This window comes from Flavonifractor plautii ATCC 29863, from assembly GCF_000239295.1.
In the GTDB taxonomy this organism is placed as follows: Bacteria; Bacillota; Clostridia; order Oscillospirales; family Oscillospiraceae; genus Flavonifractor; species Flavonifractor plautii.
The window spans coordinates 15,256-31,212 of the sequence record NZ_JH417857.1; the positions used below are offsets into that span (position 1 = coordinate 15,256).

General features: G+C 62.6%; 16 protein-coding genes. 10 read left to right on the forward strand and 6 right to left on the reverse strand.

Features of this window, described 5'->3' with window-relative positions; all coding sequences use genetic code 11:
• Positions 1-56 precede the first annotated feature (56 nt).
• Together HMPREF0372_RS18525 and HMPREF0372_RS18530 are read right to left on the reverse strand one after the other, a co-directional pair.
• Positions 57-1,250 carry a UDP-N-acetylglucosamine diphosphorylase gene (locus HMPREF0372_RS18525; RefSeq protein WP_007495938.1) on the reverse strand — a complete coding sequence of 398 codons (1,194 nt, stop codon included), beginning with the start codon at positions 1,248-1,250 and terminating at the stop codon, positions 57-59.
• A 214-nt stretch (positions 1,251-1,464) separates the two neighbouring features.
• On the reverse strand, positions 1,465-1,944 hold the full coding sequence (locus HMPREF0372_RS18530; RefSeq protein WP_007495941.1) for an HD domain-containing protein: 480 nt from the start codon (positions 1,942-1,944) through the stop codon (positions 1,465-1,467).
• 204 nt (positions 1,945-2,148) lie between these two features.
• Here HMPREF0372_RS18530 and HMPREF0372_RS18535 point away from each other — a divergent pair, with 204 nt between their 5' ends.
• The 6 genes from HMPREF0372_RS18535 (at position 2,149) to HMPREF0372_RS18560 (ending at position 8,198) form a co-directional block, all read left to right on the forward strand.
• Positions 2,149-2,538, forward strand: a complete 390-nt coding sequence (locus HMPREF0372_RS18535; RefSeq protein WP_007495944.1) for a GntR family transcriptional regulator — start codon at positions 2,149-2,151, stop codon at positions 2,536-2,538.
• Positions 2,531-3,433, forward strand: coding sequence for an ABC transporter ATP-binding protein (locus HMPREF0372_RS18540; RefSeq protein WP_007495945.1), 903 nt, complete (start codon positions 2,531-2,533; stop codon positions 3,431-3,433). Before HMPREF0372_RS18535 ends, HMPREF0372_RS18540 begins: the two co-directional genes overlap by 8 nt.
• The gene (locus tag HMPREF0372_RS18545) at positions 3,408-5,324 is read left to right on the forward strand and encodes an ABC-2 transporter permease (RefSeq protein ID WP_007495946.1); all 1,917 of its coding nucleotides are present in this window, start codon (positions 3,408-3,410) and stop codon (positions 5,322-5,324) included. Before HMPREF0372_RS18540 ends, HMPREF0372_RS18545 begins: the two co-directional genes overlap by 26 nt.
• 174 nt (positions 5,325-5,498) lie before the next feature.
• Complete coding sequence (locus HMPREF0372_RS18550) at positions 5,499-6,758, forward strand: acetyl-CoA C-acetyltransferase (protein WP_007495947.1); 1,260 nt, start codon at positions 5,499-5,501, stop codon at positions 6,756-6,758.
• Between the two features lie 88 nt (positions 6,759-6,846).
• Positions 6,847-7,539 carry a CoA transferase subunit A gene (locus tag HMPREF0372_RS18555; RefSeq protein ID WP_007495948.1) on the forward strand — a complete coding sequence of 231 codons (693 nt, stop codon included), beginning with the start codon at positions 6,847-6,849 and terminating at the stop codon, positions 7,537-7,539.
• A complete protein-coding gene (locus HMPREF0372_RS18560; protein ID WP_007495949.1) occupies positions 7,539-8,198 on the forward strand; it encodes a 3-oxoacid CoA-transferase subunit B in 660 nt (219 codons plus the stop codon). Before HMPREF0372_RS18555 ends, HMPREF0372_RS18560 begins: the two co-directional genes overlap by 1 nt.
• A 73-nt stretch (positions 8,199-8,271) precedes the next feature.
• Here HMPREF0372_RS18560 and HMPREF0372_RS18565 read toward each other — a convergent pair whose 3' ends face one another.
• The 4 genes from HMPREF0372_RS18565 to xdhA all read right to left on the reverse strand — a co-directional run bounded on the left by HMPREF0372_RS18565 (position 8,272) and on the right by xdhA (position 12,481).
• The gene (locus HMPREF0372_RS18565) at positions 8,272-8,478 is read right to left on the reverse strand and encodes a helix-turn-helix domain-containing protein (protein ID WP_007495950.1); all 207 of its coding nucleotides are present in this window, start codon (positions 8,476-8,478) and stop codon (positions 8,272-8,274) included.
• A gap of 331 nt (positions 8,479-8,809) precedes the next feature.
• Positions 8,810-9,301, reverse strand: coding sequence for a xanthine dehydrogenase subunit XdhC (gene xdhC / locus HMPREF0372_RS18570; protein WP_007495953.1), 492 nt, complete (start codon positions 9,299-9,301; stop codon positions 8,810-8,812).
• The gene (xdhB, locus tag HMPREF0372_RS18575; protein ID WP_007495955.1) at positions 9,298-10,179 is read right to left on the reverse strand and encodes a xanthine dehydrogenase subunit XdhB; all 882 of its coding nucleotides are present in this window, start codon (positions 10,177-10,179) and stop codon (positions 9,298-9,300) included. The genes xdhC and xdhB overlap by 4 nt, the downstream gene beginning before the upstream one ends.
• A gap of 1 nt (position 10,180) precedes the next feature.
• Entirely contained in the window at positions 10,181-12,481 is a 2,301-nt protein-coding gene (xdhA, locus tag HMPREF0372_RS18580) for a xanthine dehydrogenase subunit XdhA (protein ID WP_039998078.1), read from the reverse strand.
• Between the two features lie 233 nt (positions 12,482-12,714).
• Here xdhA and HMPREF0372_RS18585 point away from each other — a divergent pair, with 233 nt between their 5' ends.
• The 4 genes from HMPREF0372_RS18585 (at position 12,715) to HMPREF0372_RS18600 (ending at position 15,814) form a co-directional block, all read left to right on the forward strand.
• Positions 12,715-13,434: a LytR/AlgR family response regulator transcription factor gene (locus HMPREF0372_RS18585; protein ID WP_007495959.1), complete on the forward strand. Its 720-nt coding sequence runs from the start codon at positions 12,715-12,717 to the stop codon at positions 13,432-13,434.
• On the forward strand, positions 13,431-14,714 hold the full coding sequence (locus HMPREF0372_RS18590; RefSeq protein ID WP_155117060.1) for a sensor histidine kinase: 1,284 nt from the start codon (positions 13,431-13,433) through the stop codon (positions 14,712-14,714). Before HMPREF0372_RS18585 ends, HMPREF0372_RS18590 begins: the two co-directional genes overlap by 4 nt.
• A gap of 83 nt (positions 14,715-14,797) precedes the next feature.
• Positions 14,798-15,283, forward strand: a complete 486-nt coding sequence (locus HMPREF0372_RS18595) for a hypothetical protein (protein WP_007495963.1) — start codon at positions 14,798-14,800, stop codon at positions 15,281-15,283.
• Between the two features lie 36 nt (positions 15,284-15,319).
• Positions 15,320-15,814, forward strand: a complete 495-nt coding sequence (locus HMPREF0372_RS18600; RefSeq protein ID WP_007495965.1) for a G protein-coupled receptor family protein — start codon at positions 15,320-15,322, stop codon at positions 15,812-15,814.
• The last annotated feature ends 143 nt before the right edge of the window (positions 15,815-15,957 follow it).

Sequence of the window (15,957 nt, forward strand, 5' to 3'; positions counted from 1 at the left end):
TGTAACATCCTCTCACATTTTTTCTCTATCCTGTATCCCGCGGCTGCGGGAAAGAGCTACTTTCTGCGGTTGCGCCGCTTGGCGGCCCACTGCTTCTTGACGGTCTGGCGGGTGCGGGCGATGGCCAGGGAGTCGGCGGGCACCTCGTCGGTGATGGTGCTGCCCGCAGCGGTGTACGCCCCCTCCCCCACCCGCACGGGGGCCACCAGGTTGGTATTGCAGCCGATGAACGCATGGTCGCCGATGACCGTGCGGAACTTGCTGGTGCCGTCATAGTTCACCGTGACGGTGCCGCAGCCGAAATTGACGTGGCCGCCCACGTCGGAGTCGCCCACGTACGTCAGGTGGGAGATCTTGGTACCCTCGCCGATGGTGGAGTTTTTCAGCTCCACAAAGTCGCCCACCTTGACGCCGGGCCCCACGTGGCAGTTGGGGCGGATGTACGCGAAGGGGCCGATCTTCACCCCGTCGCCGATGGTGCTCTCATTGAGCTGGGAGGAGTTAATGGTGACGCCATCCCCCACGGTGCAGTCCCGCACCATGGCGTTCGGACCCACCTCGCAGTCCCGGCCGATGACGGTCTCCCCCCGCAGGATTGTGCCGGGCAGCAGGACGGTGCCCTCCCCCACCTTCACCCGGGGACCCACATAGCAATGGCTGGGGTCCATAATGCGGACTCCGGCTTCCAGCAGGCGGCGCACACCGTGCTGCCGGGCCACCATCTCAGCCTCCATGCGGCCGTTCCAGCCGGAGCGGATGGGATAGGCGCCCTGGAACCAGACGCCGCGGCTGTTGAAGCGGTCGCCCTTCTCCTTCAGGGCCTCCTCCAGGCCAACGCCCTCAGCCAGAGTCTGGGACAGCAGGCCGCCGTCGATGCGGTACACGCCGGTGTCCTTGCTGTCGAGTACGCCGCCGTTCTCCAGGCCGGCCAGCGTCCGGGCATCCCCCCAGTCCAGCAGCACCGGCTTGGTGATCACGATCACCTTGCCCTCCAGGGCGTTGAGAAAAGCCGACAGCTGCTCCACTGCGTCGCCGCTGCCGCCGGTGACAAACTCGGTGCCGGCGGGGAAGCAGGCCGCCGCCCGGGCCTGGTCGTCGGTGTGGCAGACCACGAAAAACCGCTCCACTCCGGCGGCCCTGAGCGACTCCGCCAGCCACAGGGCCGCGGGATCGAAGAGGAGCTCCTCCAGCATCAGGGACGGGCCGTTGCCCTCCCGTGGCAGGAATACGACCGCTCCAGTCGCGTTCATGTTGAAATCACCTCAAAAACATGGATTTCTTGCAATCAGATTATAGCAAAGCAGGACTGAAAATGCATCGGAAATTTCAAAAAAAGCGGGTAATTTTTCGCTCTTGGGAGGCTTGCACAATTTCCCGCCCCTTTTTCCGTTCCTTTCTTTGCAAAACGGCCCCTCGCCGTCCCCATTTAAAAAACAAAAGCAAGCCTGTCAGAGACAGGCTTGCTCACGCGCCGCTCAAAACCGCCCGGCGCAGGCCCAGGTTCCGCCAGATCTGCATGATTTCAGCCGTGGCGCACAGCTTGTCGGCCAGGCAGACCGCGGCCGCCTCGCGGCTGCGGGGCGCCCGGCGGGACAGGGGCCACATGTGGGCCAAAATGCAGTTTTTCTCCCGGGCGGTCAGGCCGCCGCACAGCGCGGCCGCATTCTCCGCGGCGGCCACCGGATGGGCAAAGCACTGCCGGTAGGAGGGCAGGGTGCGGGGGTCGTAGAGATACAGGTCGTGGAGCAGCCCCGCCCGCGCAGCGGTGCGCGCGTCGGCCCCCCACCGGTCCGCCAGATACCAGGCCACATAGGACACAAAGACACTGTGCTCATAGCAGGACACGCCGGGGTGGTGCCGGATGGACTTCATATGCTGCACCTGAGACGAAAACAGCAGCTCCTCCACACAGGCACGGTACTCCATCCAGGCCCTCTGGTTCATGGGTGTCACCCGCTTTCTCTTGATAAGGTGGTTCTATTATACGCCTATCCCGCCCTGTTGTCACTGGAAATTTGGCGGATTCTGCCCCGGGACTGCGGGCTGTTTTAAAAAAACGTCAGAAATAATTAAAAACTTTCCCTCCGGCGGCGTGTATACTAAGTGTACTATTTCATGTAATACAGTTTCCGGAAGGGAGACGACGGTATGATCCAACTCAATTACCGGGATGCGCGGCCCATCTACGAGCAGGTCAGGGACGGCCTGCGCCATCTGGTGGTGACCGGGGCGCTCCAGGCGGGAGACAAACTGCCCTCCGTGCGGGCGCTGGCCTCCTCGCTGGCCATCAACCCCAACACCATCCAGCGGGCCTATGAGTCCCTGGAGCAGGAGGGCTATCTCTACACGGTGGCGGGCAAGGGCTCCTTCGCCGCCCCCCAGGCCGACGTGAATGCAGCCAGAAGGGACCGCCTGCTCCGGGAATTTGACGCCTCGGCGGCGGAGCTTCTGTTCCTGGGCATGACCGCGGGGGAGCTGGCCGGGCGGCTGGAGGCGGCGGCCCGGCAGACTGTGAGAGAGGAGCGCAGCTATGATTGAAGCAAAAAATGTGGTTAAGAGCTTTGACGGGTTTCGGGCCCTGGACGGACTGACCATGACGGTGCCCCACGGGTCCATCTACGGGCTTGTGGGCCCCAACGGCGCAGGCAAGTCCACCCTGCTGCGCCACGTCACCGGCGTCTACCGGCAGGACAGCGGCTCGGTGCTCATTGAGGGCAACCCGGTGTACGAAAACCCGGAGGCCAAGTCCCGCATCGCCTCCATCCCCGACGAGCTTTACTATTTCCTCTCCGCCTCCACCCGGGACATGATGCGCTTTTACCGGGGCTTCTATCCCCGGTTCGACGTCAAGCGCTACGAGGCCCTGAAGGACGTGTTTACCACCATTCCGGAAAAGCAGCCCATCCGGCGGCTCTCCAAGGGCATGCAGAAGCAGTCCGCCTTCTGGCTGGCCCTGTGCTGCCGGCCGGACATCCTGGTGCTGGACGAGCCGGTGGACGGCCTGGACCCGGTGATGCGGCGGCAGGTGTGGTCCCTGCTGATGGGAGACGTGGCCGACCACGGCACCACAGTGCTGGTATCCTCCCACAACCTGCGGGAGCTGGAGGACGTGTGCGACCATGTGGGCATTCTCTCCAGGGGGAAGGTGCTCATTGAGCGGAGCCTGAGCGCCCTGCAGGAGAACGTGGTCAAGATGCAGGTGGTGTTCCAGGAGAAGGAATTGCCCCAGCTTCCCGGGGACCTCCAGGTGCTCCACGTCTCCCAGGTGGGGCGCATCCACACCCTCATCATCCGGGGCAACGCCACCGAGATCACCAACCGTCTGGCCGCCTTCGCCCCCATTCTGATGGAGGCGCTGCCCCTGACCCTGGAGGAGATCTTTATCTATGAGCTGGGAGGTGAGGACTATGCGGTCCGCGACATCGTACTTTAATTTTACCCTGCTGCGCAAGAATTTCGCCCGCTTCTGGCCCATCTGGTCGCTGTACGGCCTGTTCTGGCTGGCGGTGCTGCCCCTCAATATTTTGTCCAACCGGATACATTGGGACGGGGGAATGGCCCGCAGCCTGCCCCTGAACTACCTGGACGGCGGCCCGAGCGCCGCCGTTGCGCTGACCGCTCTGTTCGGCCTGCTGTGCGCCATGGCGGTGTTCTCCTACCTCTATGCCAGCCGCTCGGTGGGCATGCTTCACGCCCTGCCCCTGCGGCGGGAGGGCCTGTTCCTCACCAACTACCTGTCGGGGCTTCTGTTCCTGCTGCTGCCCAATCTGGCGGTGTTCCTGCTGGCCCTGGCGGCGGAGGTCTTTGCCGGCACAGTGGTGTTCAGCAGCCTGTTCACCTGGCTGGTGGTGGTGAGCCTGTTCGGGCTCTTCTTCTACTCCTTTGCCGTGTTCTGCGCCATGTTCACCGGCCACGTGCTGGCCCTGCCCGCCTTCTATGTGGTTCTCAATGGCCTGGCCGCCGGGCTGTGCTGGGTCTTCAGCCGTATGGCCGAGGAATTTCTCTTCGGCTTCACCAGCGCTGCCTGGCTGGAGAAGCTGGGCGTCTGGCTCACCCCGGTGCTGCTGCTCTCCGAGGCCTGTCACGTCCAGTATGATACCATAACGGACGCCGCCGGAAACAGCATGCTGGGCGATCCCTACTTTGCCGGTCTGGGCTATGCCTCCCTGTACGCCCTCATCGGGCTGGTGCTGGCAGGGCTGGCCCTGGCGGCCTACCGCCGCCGGCATTTGGAGAGCGCCGGCGACGTGGTCAGCGTCCGCTGGGTGCGCCCGGTGTTCAAATACGGTGTGGCCTTCTGCACCGCTGTGACACTGAGCACTGTCTTTTACTACGTTTTGGACCCTCTGCTGCCCCGCGGGCCGTGGACGCTCCTGGTTCTCATGGTGGTGTGGGGCGCGGCGGGCTGCTTTGTGGCCGAGATGCTGCTGTGCAAGAGTTTCTGGGTATTCCGGGGCGCGTGGAAGGGCTGCGTGGTCTTTCTGTGCTGCCTGACGGCCGCCATGTGCGCGATGGAGTTTGATATAACCGGCTTTGAGGGCCGGGTGCCCGACGCCGCTGAGGTACAGAGCGCCCACCTGTCCGGCATGGAGTCCGCCCCCTATGACGACCTGGGCTACGCCACCCTCACCCTGGACACCCCGGAGGAGCTGGAAGCCCTTACCGGCCTGCACCAGTCCATTGTAGCGCACAAGGAGGAGCTGGAGGAAGCGGACTGGGAGAGCACCTGGTCAGAGGACGGCAGCGGCCTGAGCATCCAGTCCGACGGCTGGACCTATGTGGACATTTCCTATACCCTCATGGACGGCTCCTATCTGACCCGGAAATACCGGGTTCCCCTCAGCCAGTCCGAGCTGGACACGCCGGGCACCCCCGCCGCCCGGCTGGACGCCCTGCTCAACGCCCCCGGCCTGGCTGGTGAATCTTACTTCCACGCGCAGCGGGAGGGAGACCGGCTGGTGGACGCCTGGCTCACCAACCCCGATACGGACAGCGCGATTGTCCCCGCCTCCGCCCTGACCGGACTGGAGGAGGCTGTCCGCGCCGATCTGGCCGAGGGTACCCTGGGCCGCCGCTATCTGCTGGAGAACCGGGACCGGCTGGAAAACTGCTACTACAACGACCTCTACCTGGAGTTCCGGCCCGCCGGACGCACCGGCGGCGAGGAGGAGGACGGCTACACGGTCTGCATCACCCTCCAGTCCGGGGCCCGGCACACCCTGGCCGTACTCCAGGCCTGCGGTCTGGACGGCACGCTGGTCACCCAGGCCCAGATTCAGAAGGAGGACGCCGTCTACGCCCAATCCACAACGGGGCGCGGCTGAGAAAGGCCGGGCGGTTCGGCAAAACCCGAACCGCCCGGTTTTCTTTTTTTAAAAAACCTGCCCTTACCAATTTACCAGTGGTTGATTTTTTTAAAACGGAGGGGTATAATCAAACTCGAAGGGTATTTTTCGGTATGGGGAGAAAATGAAATTACGATCTGGAGGTTTACTGCAATGAAAGAAGTGTATGTGGTCAACTGCTGCCGGACGGCAGTGGGCTCCTTCGGGGGCAGCCTGAAGGACACCCCCGCAACGGAGCTGGGCGCCGTGGTGGTGAAGGAGGCGCTGAACCGCGCCGGAGTGAAGCCGGAGCAGGTGGACGAGCTGATGTTCGGCTGCGTGCTCACCGCCGCTCTGGGCCAGAACCCCGCCCGCCAGGTGGGCGTGAAGGCGGGCCTGCCCTACTCCGTGCCCGCCTACACCGTGGGCATGGTTTGCGGCTCCGGCATGAAGAGCGTCATCGAGGGCGCCCGCGCCATCCTGTGCGGCGACGCCGACATCATCGTGGCCGGCGGCACCGAGAACATGTCCGCCGCCCCCTACGCCCTCCCCGCCGAGCGCTGGGGCGCCCGCATGGGCGACAAGAAGGTCGTGGACACCATGATCAAGGACGGCCTGTGGGACGCCTACAACAACTACCACATGGGCACCACTGCGGAGAACATCTGCGACGTGTGGGGCATCACCCGCGAGGAGCTGGATGCCTTCGGCGCCGCCTCCCAGCAGAAGACCGAGGCGGCCCAGAAGGCCGGACGGTTTGACGACGAGATCGTGCCCGTCATGGTCAAGAAGAAGAAGGAAATGGTGGAGTTCAAGGTGGACGAGTTCCCCCGCGCCGGCACCACTGTGGAGAGCCTGGGCAAGCTGAAGGGCGCCTTCCCCGTGGGTCCGGAGGGCGTGGAGGACGAGATTGTCCACACCTTTGAGCCCACCCAGGTTCACGCGGATGACGCCCATAAGCATGTGCAGCGGGTGACTGCGGGCCAGGCCAGCGGCATCAACGACGGCGCGGCCGCCATTGTTCTGGCCTCCAAGGAGGCCGTGGAGAAGTACGGCCTCAAGCCCATGGCCAAGCTGGTGAGCTGGGGCCACGGCGGCGTGGATCCCAAGATCATGGGTGTCGGCCCCGTGCCCGCCAGCCGTCAGGCCATGAGCAAGGCGGGCCTGAAGATCGAGGACATCGATCTGGTGGAGGCCAACGAGGCCTTTGCCGCCCAGTCCATCGCCGTGGCCCGCGAGCTGGGCTTCGACATGGAGAAGGTCAACGTCAACGGCGGCGCCATCGCCATCGGCCACCCTGTCGGCTGCTCCGGCGCCCGCATCATCGTCACCCTGCTCCATGAGATGGCCAAACGGCCCGATGCCAAGAAGGGCCTGGCCACCCTGTGCATCGGCGGCGGCATGGGTGTTGCCACCATCTTCGAAAAGTGCTAAACTAAGCGGGAGGAAGGGCGGCGGACCGTCCTTCCTCCCAACTATAACGCGAACACCCCACTCTAATTTGAACTAGGAGGGTAACACTGTGCGCAATAAGATTATTTCTGTTGCGGAGGCTGTGGACATGATCCCCGACGGGGCGACCATCATGTACGGCGGCTTCCTGGGCTGCGGCAGCGCCCATCACATCATCGAAGCTCTGGCTCAGAAGGGCACCAAGGACCTGACCATCATCGGCAACGACTGCGGCATGGCCACCGGCCCCAACGGCGAGGAATTCTACGGCGTGGCCAAGCTGGTGCACAACCATCAGGTCAAGCACGTCATTGCCACCCACGTGGGCATGACCCCCGACGTGGGCACTCAGGGCATGGTGGACAAGACCCTGACCGTGGATCTGATTCCCCAGGGCACTCTGGCGGAGATGATCCGCGCCGGCGGCGCCGGCCTGGGCGGCGTGCTCACCCCCACCGGCGTGGGCACCATCGTGGAGGATTCCCCCTTCTGCCTGGGCAAGCAGACCATTGACGGCAGAGACTATCTGCTCATGAAGCCCATCCGTGCCGATTTCGCCCTCATCAACGGCTATCTTGTGGACAAGTTCGGCAACATCTGGTACAAGGGCACGACCCGCAACTTCAACATCGTCATGGCCACCGCCGCCGACGTGGTGATCGCCGAGGCGGACAATGTGGTGGAGATCGGCGACATCCAGCCTGAGAACGTCGTGACCTCCGGCGCCTTTGTCAACTACATCGTGGATGGAGGGAATGCGTAATGGAAAAGTCTGAGATCAAGGGCTTTATTGCCAAGCGCGTCGCCCAGGAGCTGAAGGACGGCGACGTGGTCAACCTGGGCATCGGCCTGCCCACCCTGGTACCCGCCTACCTGCCTGAGGGGGTGCATGTGATTCTCCAGTCTGAGAACGGCATCATCGGCACCGGAGCCAAGCCCACGCCCGAGGAGGCCGACCCCCGCTATAAGACCGACGCCGGCGGACAGCCCGCCCAGGCCGCTCCCTTCGGCTGCTACATCGACTCCGCCACCTCCTTCGGCTTTATCCGCGGCGGCCATGTAAACGCCACCATTCTGGGCGGCCTGGAGGTAGACGAGGAGGGCTCCTTGTCCAACTGGATTATCCCCGGCAAGAAGATGCCCGGTATGGGCGGCGCCATGGATCTGCTGGTGGGCGCCAAGGAAGTCATCGTCGCCATGGAGCACACCGCCAAGGGCAACCCCAAGATCCTGAAGAAGTGCAGGCTGCCCTACACCGCCGTCCACTGCATCACCAAGATCATCACCGAGATGTGCGTCATCAACGTGACCGACAAGGGCCTGGAGCTGGTGGAGATCAACCCCGAGTTCACTGTGGAACAGGTACAGGCCGCCACCGAGGCCACCCTGATCGTCTCCCCCGACCTGAAGCCCATGTGCTGATTGTCAAAAAGACCTGCGGCATTTGCCGCAGGTCTTTTTTTCGTCCGGGCGGGGCGATGCGGGTACCGCCCCCCTACCGCCTGTGATCCAGCCCCAGCAGATAATCCACACTTACCCCATAATACCGGGCCAGAGCAATCAGCGTCTGGCTGGGAATATCCAAACGCCCGGTCTCATACCGGGAATAGGTGGCCTGACTGACCCTCAATATCTTTGCCATTTCCGCCTGGGACAGATCATGATCCTCCCGCAGTTCCGCCAATCGCGGGTACATAAGCATCACCGGTAATCAGCATATATCATGCAAAAACTGCATATTGCATTTTATGCACTTTTTGCATAAAATAGTCTTAGGTGATAAGGATGTATAAATATGAAATTGTAGACGGACAGGTATGCGGGACTTGCGTCCACTACCGGCAGCACTATATTTACCGGGATGGCAGCTATTTCCCCCTTTGGTACGGGCACTGTCATTGTCCACGGCGCAAGAACCGAACCCCGGACCAGGTATGCACGTATTGGGAGCCAATTCCGCACGGCCCGTAGGGGCCGATGCCCTCATCGGCCCACAAAACGGGAGACGCCCGACAGGCGTCTCCCGTTTGTCTTTATTCCCCTTTTCCCACGAACCTGTGGGCCTCGTCCACCGCCCGCTCCACGGCGTTCAGAATGTTTTGATAGCCGGTGCAGCGGCACAGGTGGCCGGAGATGAGCTTGCGCAGCTCCTCCCGGGTGTACTGCTTGCCGGAGCCCACGATCTCCACGGCGGACATGATGATGCCGGGGGTGCAGAAGCCGCACTGGACGGCGGCCTCCTCCACAAAGGCCCGCTGGATGGGGGACAGGCCCCCATCTGCGTCCTGGAGGCCCTCCACGGTGAGGATGCTCTTACCCTGGGCCCACACGCCCAGGTAGATGCAGGAGTCGATGGCCGTGCCGTCCACCAGGACGGTGCAGGCCCCGCACTCCCCCACCTCACAGCCCTTCTTCACGCTGGTGAGGCCCAGCCGCTCCCGCAGCACGTCGGCCAGGGACTCCCGGGGGTCGATACCCACCTCCACGGGCTTGTTGTTCACGGTACAGCGCAGCACTTCGATCATACGTCGGCCCCTCCCTTCCGGGCCGCCTCCCGCAGGGAGCGGGCGGACAGCTCCTTGACCAGCTGGATGCGGAACTCCTTGGACGCCCGCCAGCTCGTGCGGGGGTTCACGTCGGCCAGGGCGGCCTCGCCGATGGCGGCGACGGCCTCCCCGATGGGCAGGCCCCGCACCGCCGCCTCGGCGGCCGGAGAGCGCATGGGCACCGGCCCGGCCACGCCAAAGGCCAGGGCCGCGTCGTCCACCATTTTTTTGTCGCTGGTGAGCTTCACCAGGCAGCTCACCCCCAGGGTGGCGATGTCCATGGCGTTGCGCTGGGCATATTTGATGTAGTGGCCGGTATAGCCGACATAGTTGTCGCAGGGGATCACGATCTTCACCAGCAGTTCATAGGGGGCCAGGGCCACCTTGCCCACCCCCTGATACCACTGGGAGATGGGCACCTCCCGCTCGCCCTTGGGGCCGCGCACCCGCAGCACCGCGTCCAGGGCCACCAGGGTGGAGGCCGTGTCGGCGGAGGTAATGCCGTTGCACACGTTGCCGCCGATGGTGCCCGCGGCCCGGAGCTGGGGCCCGCCGGCCATGTCGGCCGCCTCCCCCAGCACGGGGATTGTGCGGCGGATCACGTCGGAAAAGGTGACGCCGCGGAAGGTGGTCAGGGGGCCGATCTCCACGTCGCCGTTGTCAGCCAGCGTCACGCCGGAGAGCTCCTCCCCCAGCTCGTGGATGGACACCAGGGAGCAGCCCGCCAGCTTCCCCTCCCGGATTTTGATGAGCACGTCGGTGCCGCCGGCGATCACCACGGCGGCGGGATCGGCCTGGAGGGCGCGGATGGCGTCGTCCACCGACCTGGCCGAATAAATGGATGCAATGTCATACATGTCAGATCAGCCCTCCTCTCGTAAATTCCTCCACCAGCTTCTGGGGCGACAGGGGCAGGGTGTTCACCGCCACGCCGGTGGCCTGGAGCACCGCGTTGCGGATGGCCGGGGCCACGGGGATGGTGGGCGGCTCGCCCAGAGCCTTGTTGCCGAAGGGGCCGGAGGGGTCGTCGGTCTCCACGAACAGGGCGGTGAGGTCGGGGTGATCCATGGACGTGGGCATCTTGTAGTCCAGCAGGTTGCCGTTGAGCAGACGGCCGGTCTTGGGATCGAACTTCATCTCCTCGGTGAGAGCGTAGCCGATGCCCATGCTCATGCCGCCGTGGACCTGGGCCTCCGCCAGGGCGGGGTTGATGAGCTTCCCCGAGTCGTGGACGTTAACGATGCGCAGCACCCTCACCTTGCCCACGGGTATGTCCACCTCCACCTCGGCAAAGCAGCAGCCGAAGGCGAAGGTGTTCTCCTTGCAGTGGTTGGTGTCCTCGGCGGTGATGTGGACGCTGTGCTCCAGGGAGTAGAAGGCGTTCATGGCCAGGTCGGCCAGGGAGATGAGGGCCTCCCCCGCCCCGTCCACAACCTGCCGCTCCCGGATGTCCAGTCCCGATGCGTCGGGAAATAGCTCGGCGGCGTAGGCGAGGAGCTTTTCTCGGAACTCCTCCCCCACCTTTTTGATGGCCTTGCCGGTGACGTAGGTCTGCCGGGAGGCGTAGGCCCCAGTATCAAAGGGGGCTGTGTCGGTGTCCTGGAAGGAGACAATATGTACGTCCTCGGTGGGAATGCCGATGGCCTGGGCGGCCATCTGGGAGAACACGGTGTCGCCCCCCTGGCCGATCTCGGTGGCCCCCAGGTGGAGCTGCACCGTGCCGTCCTGGTTGAGCACCAGCCGGGCGGAGGCGGTCTCCAGGGAGATGGGGTACACGCCGGTCTTGTAGGAGAAGCAGGCCATGCCCACGCCCCGGCGCACCGGGCCGCTCTGATTCTGGTACTTCTCCCGCAGCTCCGCCCAGCCGATGAAGTACGCGCCCTTCTCGATGCACTCGGCCAGGCCGGTGGAGTGGCAGGTGATGCCGTTGAAGGGGTCTACATAGCCCAGGGGCATGAGGTTTGCCAGCCGGAAGGCCTTGGGATCCCAGCCCTTTTCCCGGGCAATGTCGTCCATCATGCACTCTACGGCGAAGTTACACTGGGGAATGCCGTAGCCCCGCATGGCGCCGGGGGCGGGCCGGTTGGTGTAGACGGTGTAGGCCGTGGAGTGGTGGCCGATCCGGTCCAGATAGAGCTGCCGGAAGCCCGTGACGGCATTGGCCACGATGGAGTGGCCGTGGGAGGCGTAGCCCCCCTGGTTGGAGACGGCGGTGCAGGAGCGGGCCATCAGGCGCATGTCGCCGTCCACCGCCGCCGCCACGTCAAAGGAGATGGGGTGGCGGGAGCGGGTGTTCTGGAAGGTCTCCTCCCGGGAGACGTCCAGCCGGACACAGCGGCCCCCCACCTGGGTGGTGAGCCAGGCGTTGAGGGGCTCGTAGAGCACCTCCTGCTTGTTGCCGAAGCCGCCGCCGATGTAGGGCTTGATCACCCGGATGGAGCCCCAGCCGATGCCCATGGCCTGGCCGATCACCCGGCGGACGATATGGGGGATCTGGGTAGAGGTGACCACCACGATGCGCCCCCCCTCCATCCAGGCGTAGGAGATGGGGTTCTCGATGTGGCAGTGCTGCACCTGCTGGGTGTCGTAGTGTCCCCGGAACTGGTAATAGGCGGGGCAGGCCAGCACGTCCTCCACGCTGTGGAAGTCCGACTCCGGCATGGGCGTGCGGAGATCCATCCGGGCCAGGATGTTGTCCGGGTGCTCCTCGTGGAGCACCGGCGCGCCCTCCGCCATGGCCTGCTCCGGCTCCAGCACCACGGGGTACTCCTCATACTCCACCCGGATGAGCTCCAGGGCCCGCCGGGCGGTGATCTCGTCCTCCGCCACCACGGCGGCAATGTCGTCGCCGTAGATGCGCACGCGGCGGTTGAGCAGCTTGCGGTCGGACACGTCCTGATGGGCCTTCTCCACGCTCCAGGGGTGGCCGGGGGTGGGGTACTGGATGTCCGGCACGTCAAAGCAGGTCAGCACCTTCACCACCCCGGGCAGGGCCTGGGCGGCGGAGATATCCATGGACTTGACCCAGCCGTTGGCAATGGTGCTGTGGAGAATCTTCGCCTCCAGCACCGGACGGGGGCAGAGATCGTCGGTGTATTTGGCGCGGCCGGTCACCTTGTCGGCGGCGTCCACGCGGGGGATGCTCCTCCCGACTTCCATAAAACGCACCTCCTTCTGTTTATGCCTCCAGTATACCGCACCGGGCAGGAAAAGGAAAGCCCGATCTTTCCCCACGCCGCATTCCGCTAAATCAGGCCCATACCCTTATTTTTTGCGGCACCCAGCCGAATTAAGAGTAGGGTTATTTTCCTGTTTCTCAATAGTTATGTGTTGCTGCCTGGCACAGGAGTCCAAGGCGTTTCCCCGATCAACAAGGAAAAGAGTGATATGGCTTGTATAGGATTGCAGTTTGTGACGACAACCCGGAAATTCTTACCCAGGTCTGTACCACGCTGAGCGGTTCCCCCCTGGGAAAGGAACTGGAGCTGACCCCCTTCCATTCCGGTGCGGCGCTGGCTGCCGCCCTGCGGAGTGGAGCCCGGTTTGCGCTGCTTATCCTGGACATCGAACTGGATACCGTGGACGGCGTTGCCATTGGGCGCCTGCTGCGGGAAGAGCTGCGGGATTCTGTGACACAGCTTTTGTATATCTCCGGCCAGCAGCAGTACGCTATGGCTCTGTTTGATACCCGGCCGCTCAATTTTTTGCTCAAGCCCCTAGACGAGGCAAAGCTGCTGGATTGTATGGTTCAGGCCATCCGCCTGTCCCGTCCCGAAGAGGCCGTGCTTACCGTTTTAGTGGAGCGGACGCCCCGCGCCCTGCCGACCCAGGCCATACGCTATATTGAAAGTTACCATAAGCGGATCACCGTTCATTCCGTCCAGCATGAACTGGTGTGCCGTGACAAGCTGGACACTGTGGCCCGCCAGCTCCCGGAGCAGTTTTTTCTGCGTATTCACCAGTCCTTCCTGGTCAACACCCTGTATGTCCGCCGCATCCAATATGATCGGCTCACTCTGGACGACGGAACAGAGCTGCCCATCAGCCAGTCCTACCGGCGGGTGGTGCGGGGACGCCTGCTGAGATGGACTCCCGGGGGGATGGTGCTATGACCGACCTGCAAACCGCCTCCTACCTGCTCATTAACGGGTTTCACTGGTACCTCTACCGCCGCCTGCTGACCCTCTTTCTGGGCCAGCGCAGGGTGGGATGCCCGGCAGAGGCGGCAGGCTACCTGTGTGCCTATGTGCTCAACAGCCTGTGCTTTCTGTTGTTCGGCGTCCCCCTGTTGAACCTGGCCTCCTCCCTGCTCCCCCTGCTGCTGCTCTCCCTGCTCTACCGTGCTCCGCATTGGCAAAGGCTGTGGTCTGCGCTGGTCATCTACGCCGCCAGCTTCCTGCTGGATACATTGGTCTTTCTGCTAATGCCTGTCCATACCTCCCCGCTCGGAAACCTGGTATCCGCCCTGCTCCTGTTTATTATGGCCCTGGTGTTGGAAAAGCGTTGTCCCTCTTCCGAAAAAGAGCTTCAGCCGGACGGCCCCTTCTACTGGTTCGCCGTACTTCTGATTCCCTCTACCTCCATTGCCATAGTCATACTTTTGTTTTACTTTGCCCACTGCCCTGCCTGGCTGTCTCTGTTTGTGGATGGGATGCTCATTCTTCTCAACCTCCTGGTATTCCATCTCTACCGGCAGGTGGGACGCAGCTATTACGCGCAGTACCGCGCCCGTATACTGGAGCAGCAGAATCAGGCCTATGCCAACGAGGTAGCCCTTTACCAATGCGGGGAACGGGAGCTCCGCACCCTGCGGCACGATATGCGCAACCACTTGGCCGCCCTACATCTGTTGGCCGGCCAGCAGGACACCGGAGCACTGCAGGGTTACCTGGAACAGTTTTCGAAATGTTTAGAGCCCTCGGCCCTCTGGGCCAGCAGCGGCAATCCCGAACTGGACAGCCTGATTAACTTCAAGTTAGCCGAGGCCCGGCGGGCAGGGGCGCAGGTGCGGGCAGAGCTCCGCCTCCCCGCAGGACTTTCCCTTCCCCTCTTTACCGTCAACACTATCTTGGGTAATCTCCTGGATAACGCGGTGGAGGGACTGGCCCGTTGCCCCCAAAAGGAGCTGTCCCTCGCCCTGTGGGCGGACAGGGGCCTGTGCCGCCTCCGTGTGGAGAACACCTTTGACGGCACGCTTTTGCAGGATCACGAGGGCAACTTTAAAACGAGAAAGGCAGAAACCTCCCTGCATGGTATGGGGCTGGACAGTGTACGCCGGGCCCTGTCCTCTCTGGACGGCTTTTTACAGGTACGGATTGAGGGCCGCCGCTTCATTGCCGAGGCCATCTGGTATCTGCCCGAGCACCCCCAAACGACGGATATTACCTCTTAAACGACGGAATCGGCAAACTGGGTAGACGGTACCCTATGTCTACGCTATAATAGCACCACTGTTTGCAGAAAGGTGTTATTACCATGAAAACCTACCATATCACTTTACAAGGCCAGGACTACACCATCTGTTTACGATCCTACTCCGTGGAAATCAACGGAACGCGCTACAAAATCCGCTCTCTTCCGGCGCGGAAGCTGCTGTTTCTGACCATGGAGGTGGATCTCCCAATTTCCGGCGCCCATGTGATGCTGGTGTCCGGCCTGTGGTCCATGGAGCTGGTGGTGGACGGCGTGATGCTGCGCACCGGCAAGCCCTACACCCCCATCGGCAAAATCCCGGTGTGGGCTTATGTGGTGTCTGCCCTTAACCTGGCGCAGATTATGAACGGCGCTGTTGGCGGAGTGCTGGCCGTGCTCGGCATTTTCCTGACCCTTCGGCTGTCCACCTCCGAGAATCTGGCCCCCGCGCTCCGGGTCCTGTTGAGTATTGCCTATCTGGTGGTCTCCTGGGCCGCAGTCTTTGCCCTTGCCTTTCTTCTGGTGAGCAGTGGAACAATTTACTATTAATTAATACAAAGCAGAAACAGAAAGGAGTTTGTTTTGATGCACGAGCATCCTAATTCTCTTTTAAAAGTAGGCTGCCTTCTGTTTATTGTGGGCGGCCTTGCCTCCGCCCTTGTCACGCTGGCCGGACTCCTTCTCTCAGTGGGGAGCATGATGGATTCCGAACTGTATCCCTATGTTGATCAAATGGCCCGGGCACAGAGCGACGGCCTGATCGGCGGCGACGAGATAATGGCTGTTTTCTCCGGATTTGTTTTTGTAATGGGCGCGATTGCTGTAATCATGCTGATCATTGATCTGACGGTTGGTATTCTGGGGCTCTCCCGGAGCCGGCGGCCAGAAAAATACCGCTTTTTCCTGGGTTGGGGAATCCCACTGCTGGTCATCGGCGGTATTGGCACCCTGCTGACCGGGGTGGTTACCCCCAACGGTGTTGCTTCCCTGGTCTGCGGCGTTGCAGCCCCCATTCTGTTTATCGTTGGGGGCATTCAGCAGAACAAAGCCTATAACGAAGCACACACACCCACGCCCTGACGGGATCTATGTATACCATACATATCCATAAAATCCGTACCAAATAACTGAGAGGAGCTTATAACATGAACACCGCAAAGAAACGCATTCTTTCCCTGACCCTGACCATCTGCCTGGCCCTGTCCATGATGCTCACCCTGTCC

Excerpts from the sequence above, each read along its gene's own strand:
- HMPREF0372_RS18550 (WP_007495947.1), top strand. The coding sequence starts at position 5,499 with ATGAAAGAAGTGTATGTGGTCAACTGCTGCCGGACGGCAGTGGGCTCC.
- HMPREF0372_RS18560 (WP_007495949.1), top strand. The coding sequence starts at position 7,539 with ATGGAAAAGTCTGAGATCAAGGGCTTTATTGCCAAGCGCGTCGCCCAG.
- xdhB (WP_007495955.1), bottom strand. The coding sequence starts at position 10,179 with ATGTATGACATTGCATCCATTTATTCGGCCAGGTCGGTGGACGACGCC.
- xdhA (WP_039998078.1), bottom strand. The coding sequence starts at position 12,481 with ATGGAAGTCGGGAGGAGCATCCCCCGCGTGGACGCCGCCGACAAGGTG.
- HMPREF0372_RS18600 (WP_007495965.1), top strand. The coding sequence starts at position 15,320 with ATGCACGAGCATCCTAATTCTCTTTTAAAAGTAGGCTGCCTTCTGTTT.
- HMPREF0372_RS18565 (WP_007495950.1), bottom strand. The coding sequence starts at position 8,478 with ATGCTTATGTACCCGCGATTGGCGGAACTGCGGGAGGATCATGATCTG.
- HMPREF0372_RS18525 (WP_007495938.1), bottom strand. The coding sequence starts at position 1,250 with ATGAACGCGACTGGAGCGGTCGTATTCCTGCCACGGGAGGGCAACGGC.
- HMPREF0372_RS18590 (WP_155117060.1), top strand. The coding sequence starts at position 13,431 with ATGACCGACCTGCAAACCGCCTCCTACCTGCTCATTAACGGGTTTCAC.
- HMPREF0372_RS18530 (WP_007495941.1), bottom strand. The coding sequence starts at position 1,944 with ATGAACCAGAGGGCCTGGATGGAGTACCGTGCCTGTGTGGAGGAGCTG.
- HMPREF0372_RS18540 (WP_007495945.1), top strand. The coding sequence starts at position 2,531 with ATGATTGAAGCAAAAAATGTGGTTAAGAGCTTTGACGGGTTTCGGGCC.
- HMPREF0372_RS18595 (WP_007495963.1), top strand. The coding sequence starts at position 14,798 with ATGAAAACCTACCATATCACTTTACAAGGCCAGGACTACACCATCTGT.
- HMPREF0372_RS18545 (WP_007495946.1), top strand. The coding sequence starts at position 3,408 with ATGCGGTCCGCGACATCGTACTTTAATTTTACCCTGCTGCGCAAGAAT.
- HMPREF0372_RS18535 (WP_007495944.1), top strand. The coding sequence starts at position 2,149 with ATGATCCAACTCAATTACCGGGATGCGCGGCCCATCTACGAGCAGGTC.
- xdhC (WP_007495953.1), bottom strand. The coding sequence starts at position 9,301 with ATGATCGAAGTGCTGCGCTGTACCGTGAACAACAAGCCCGTGGAGGTG.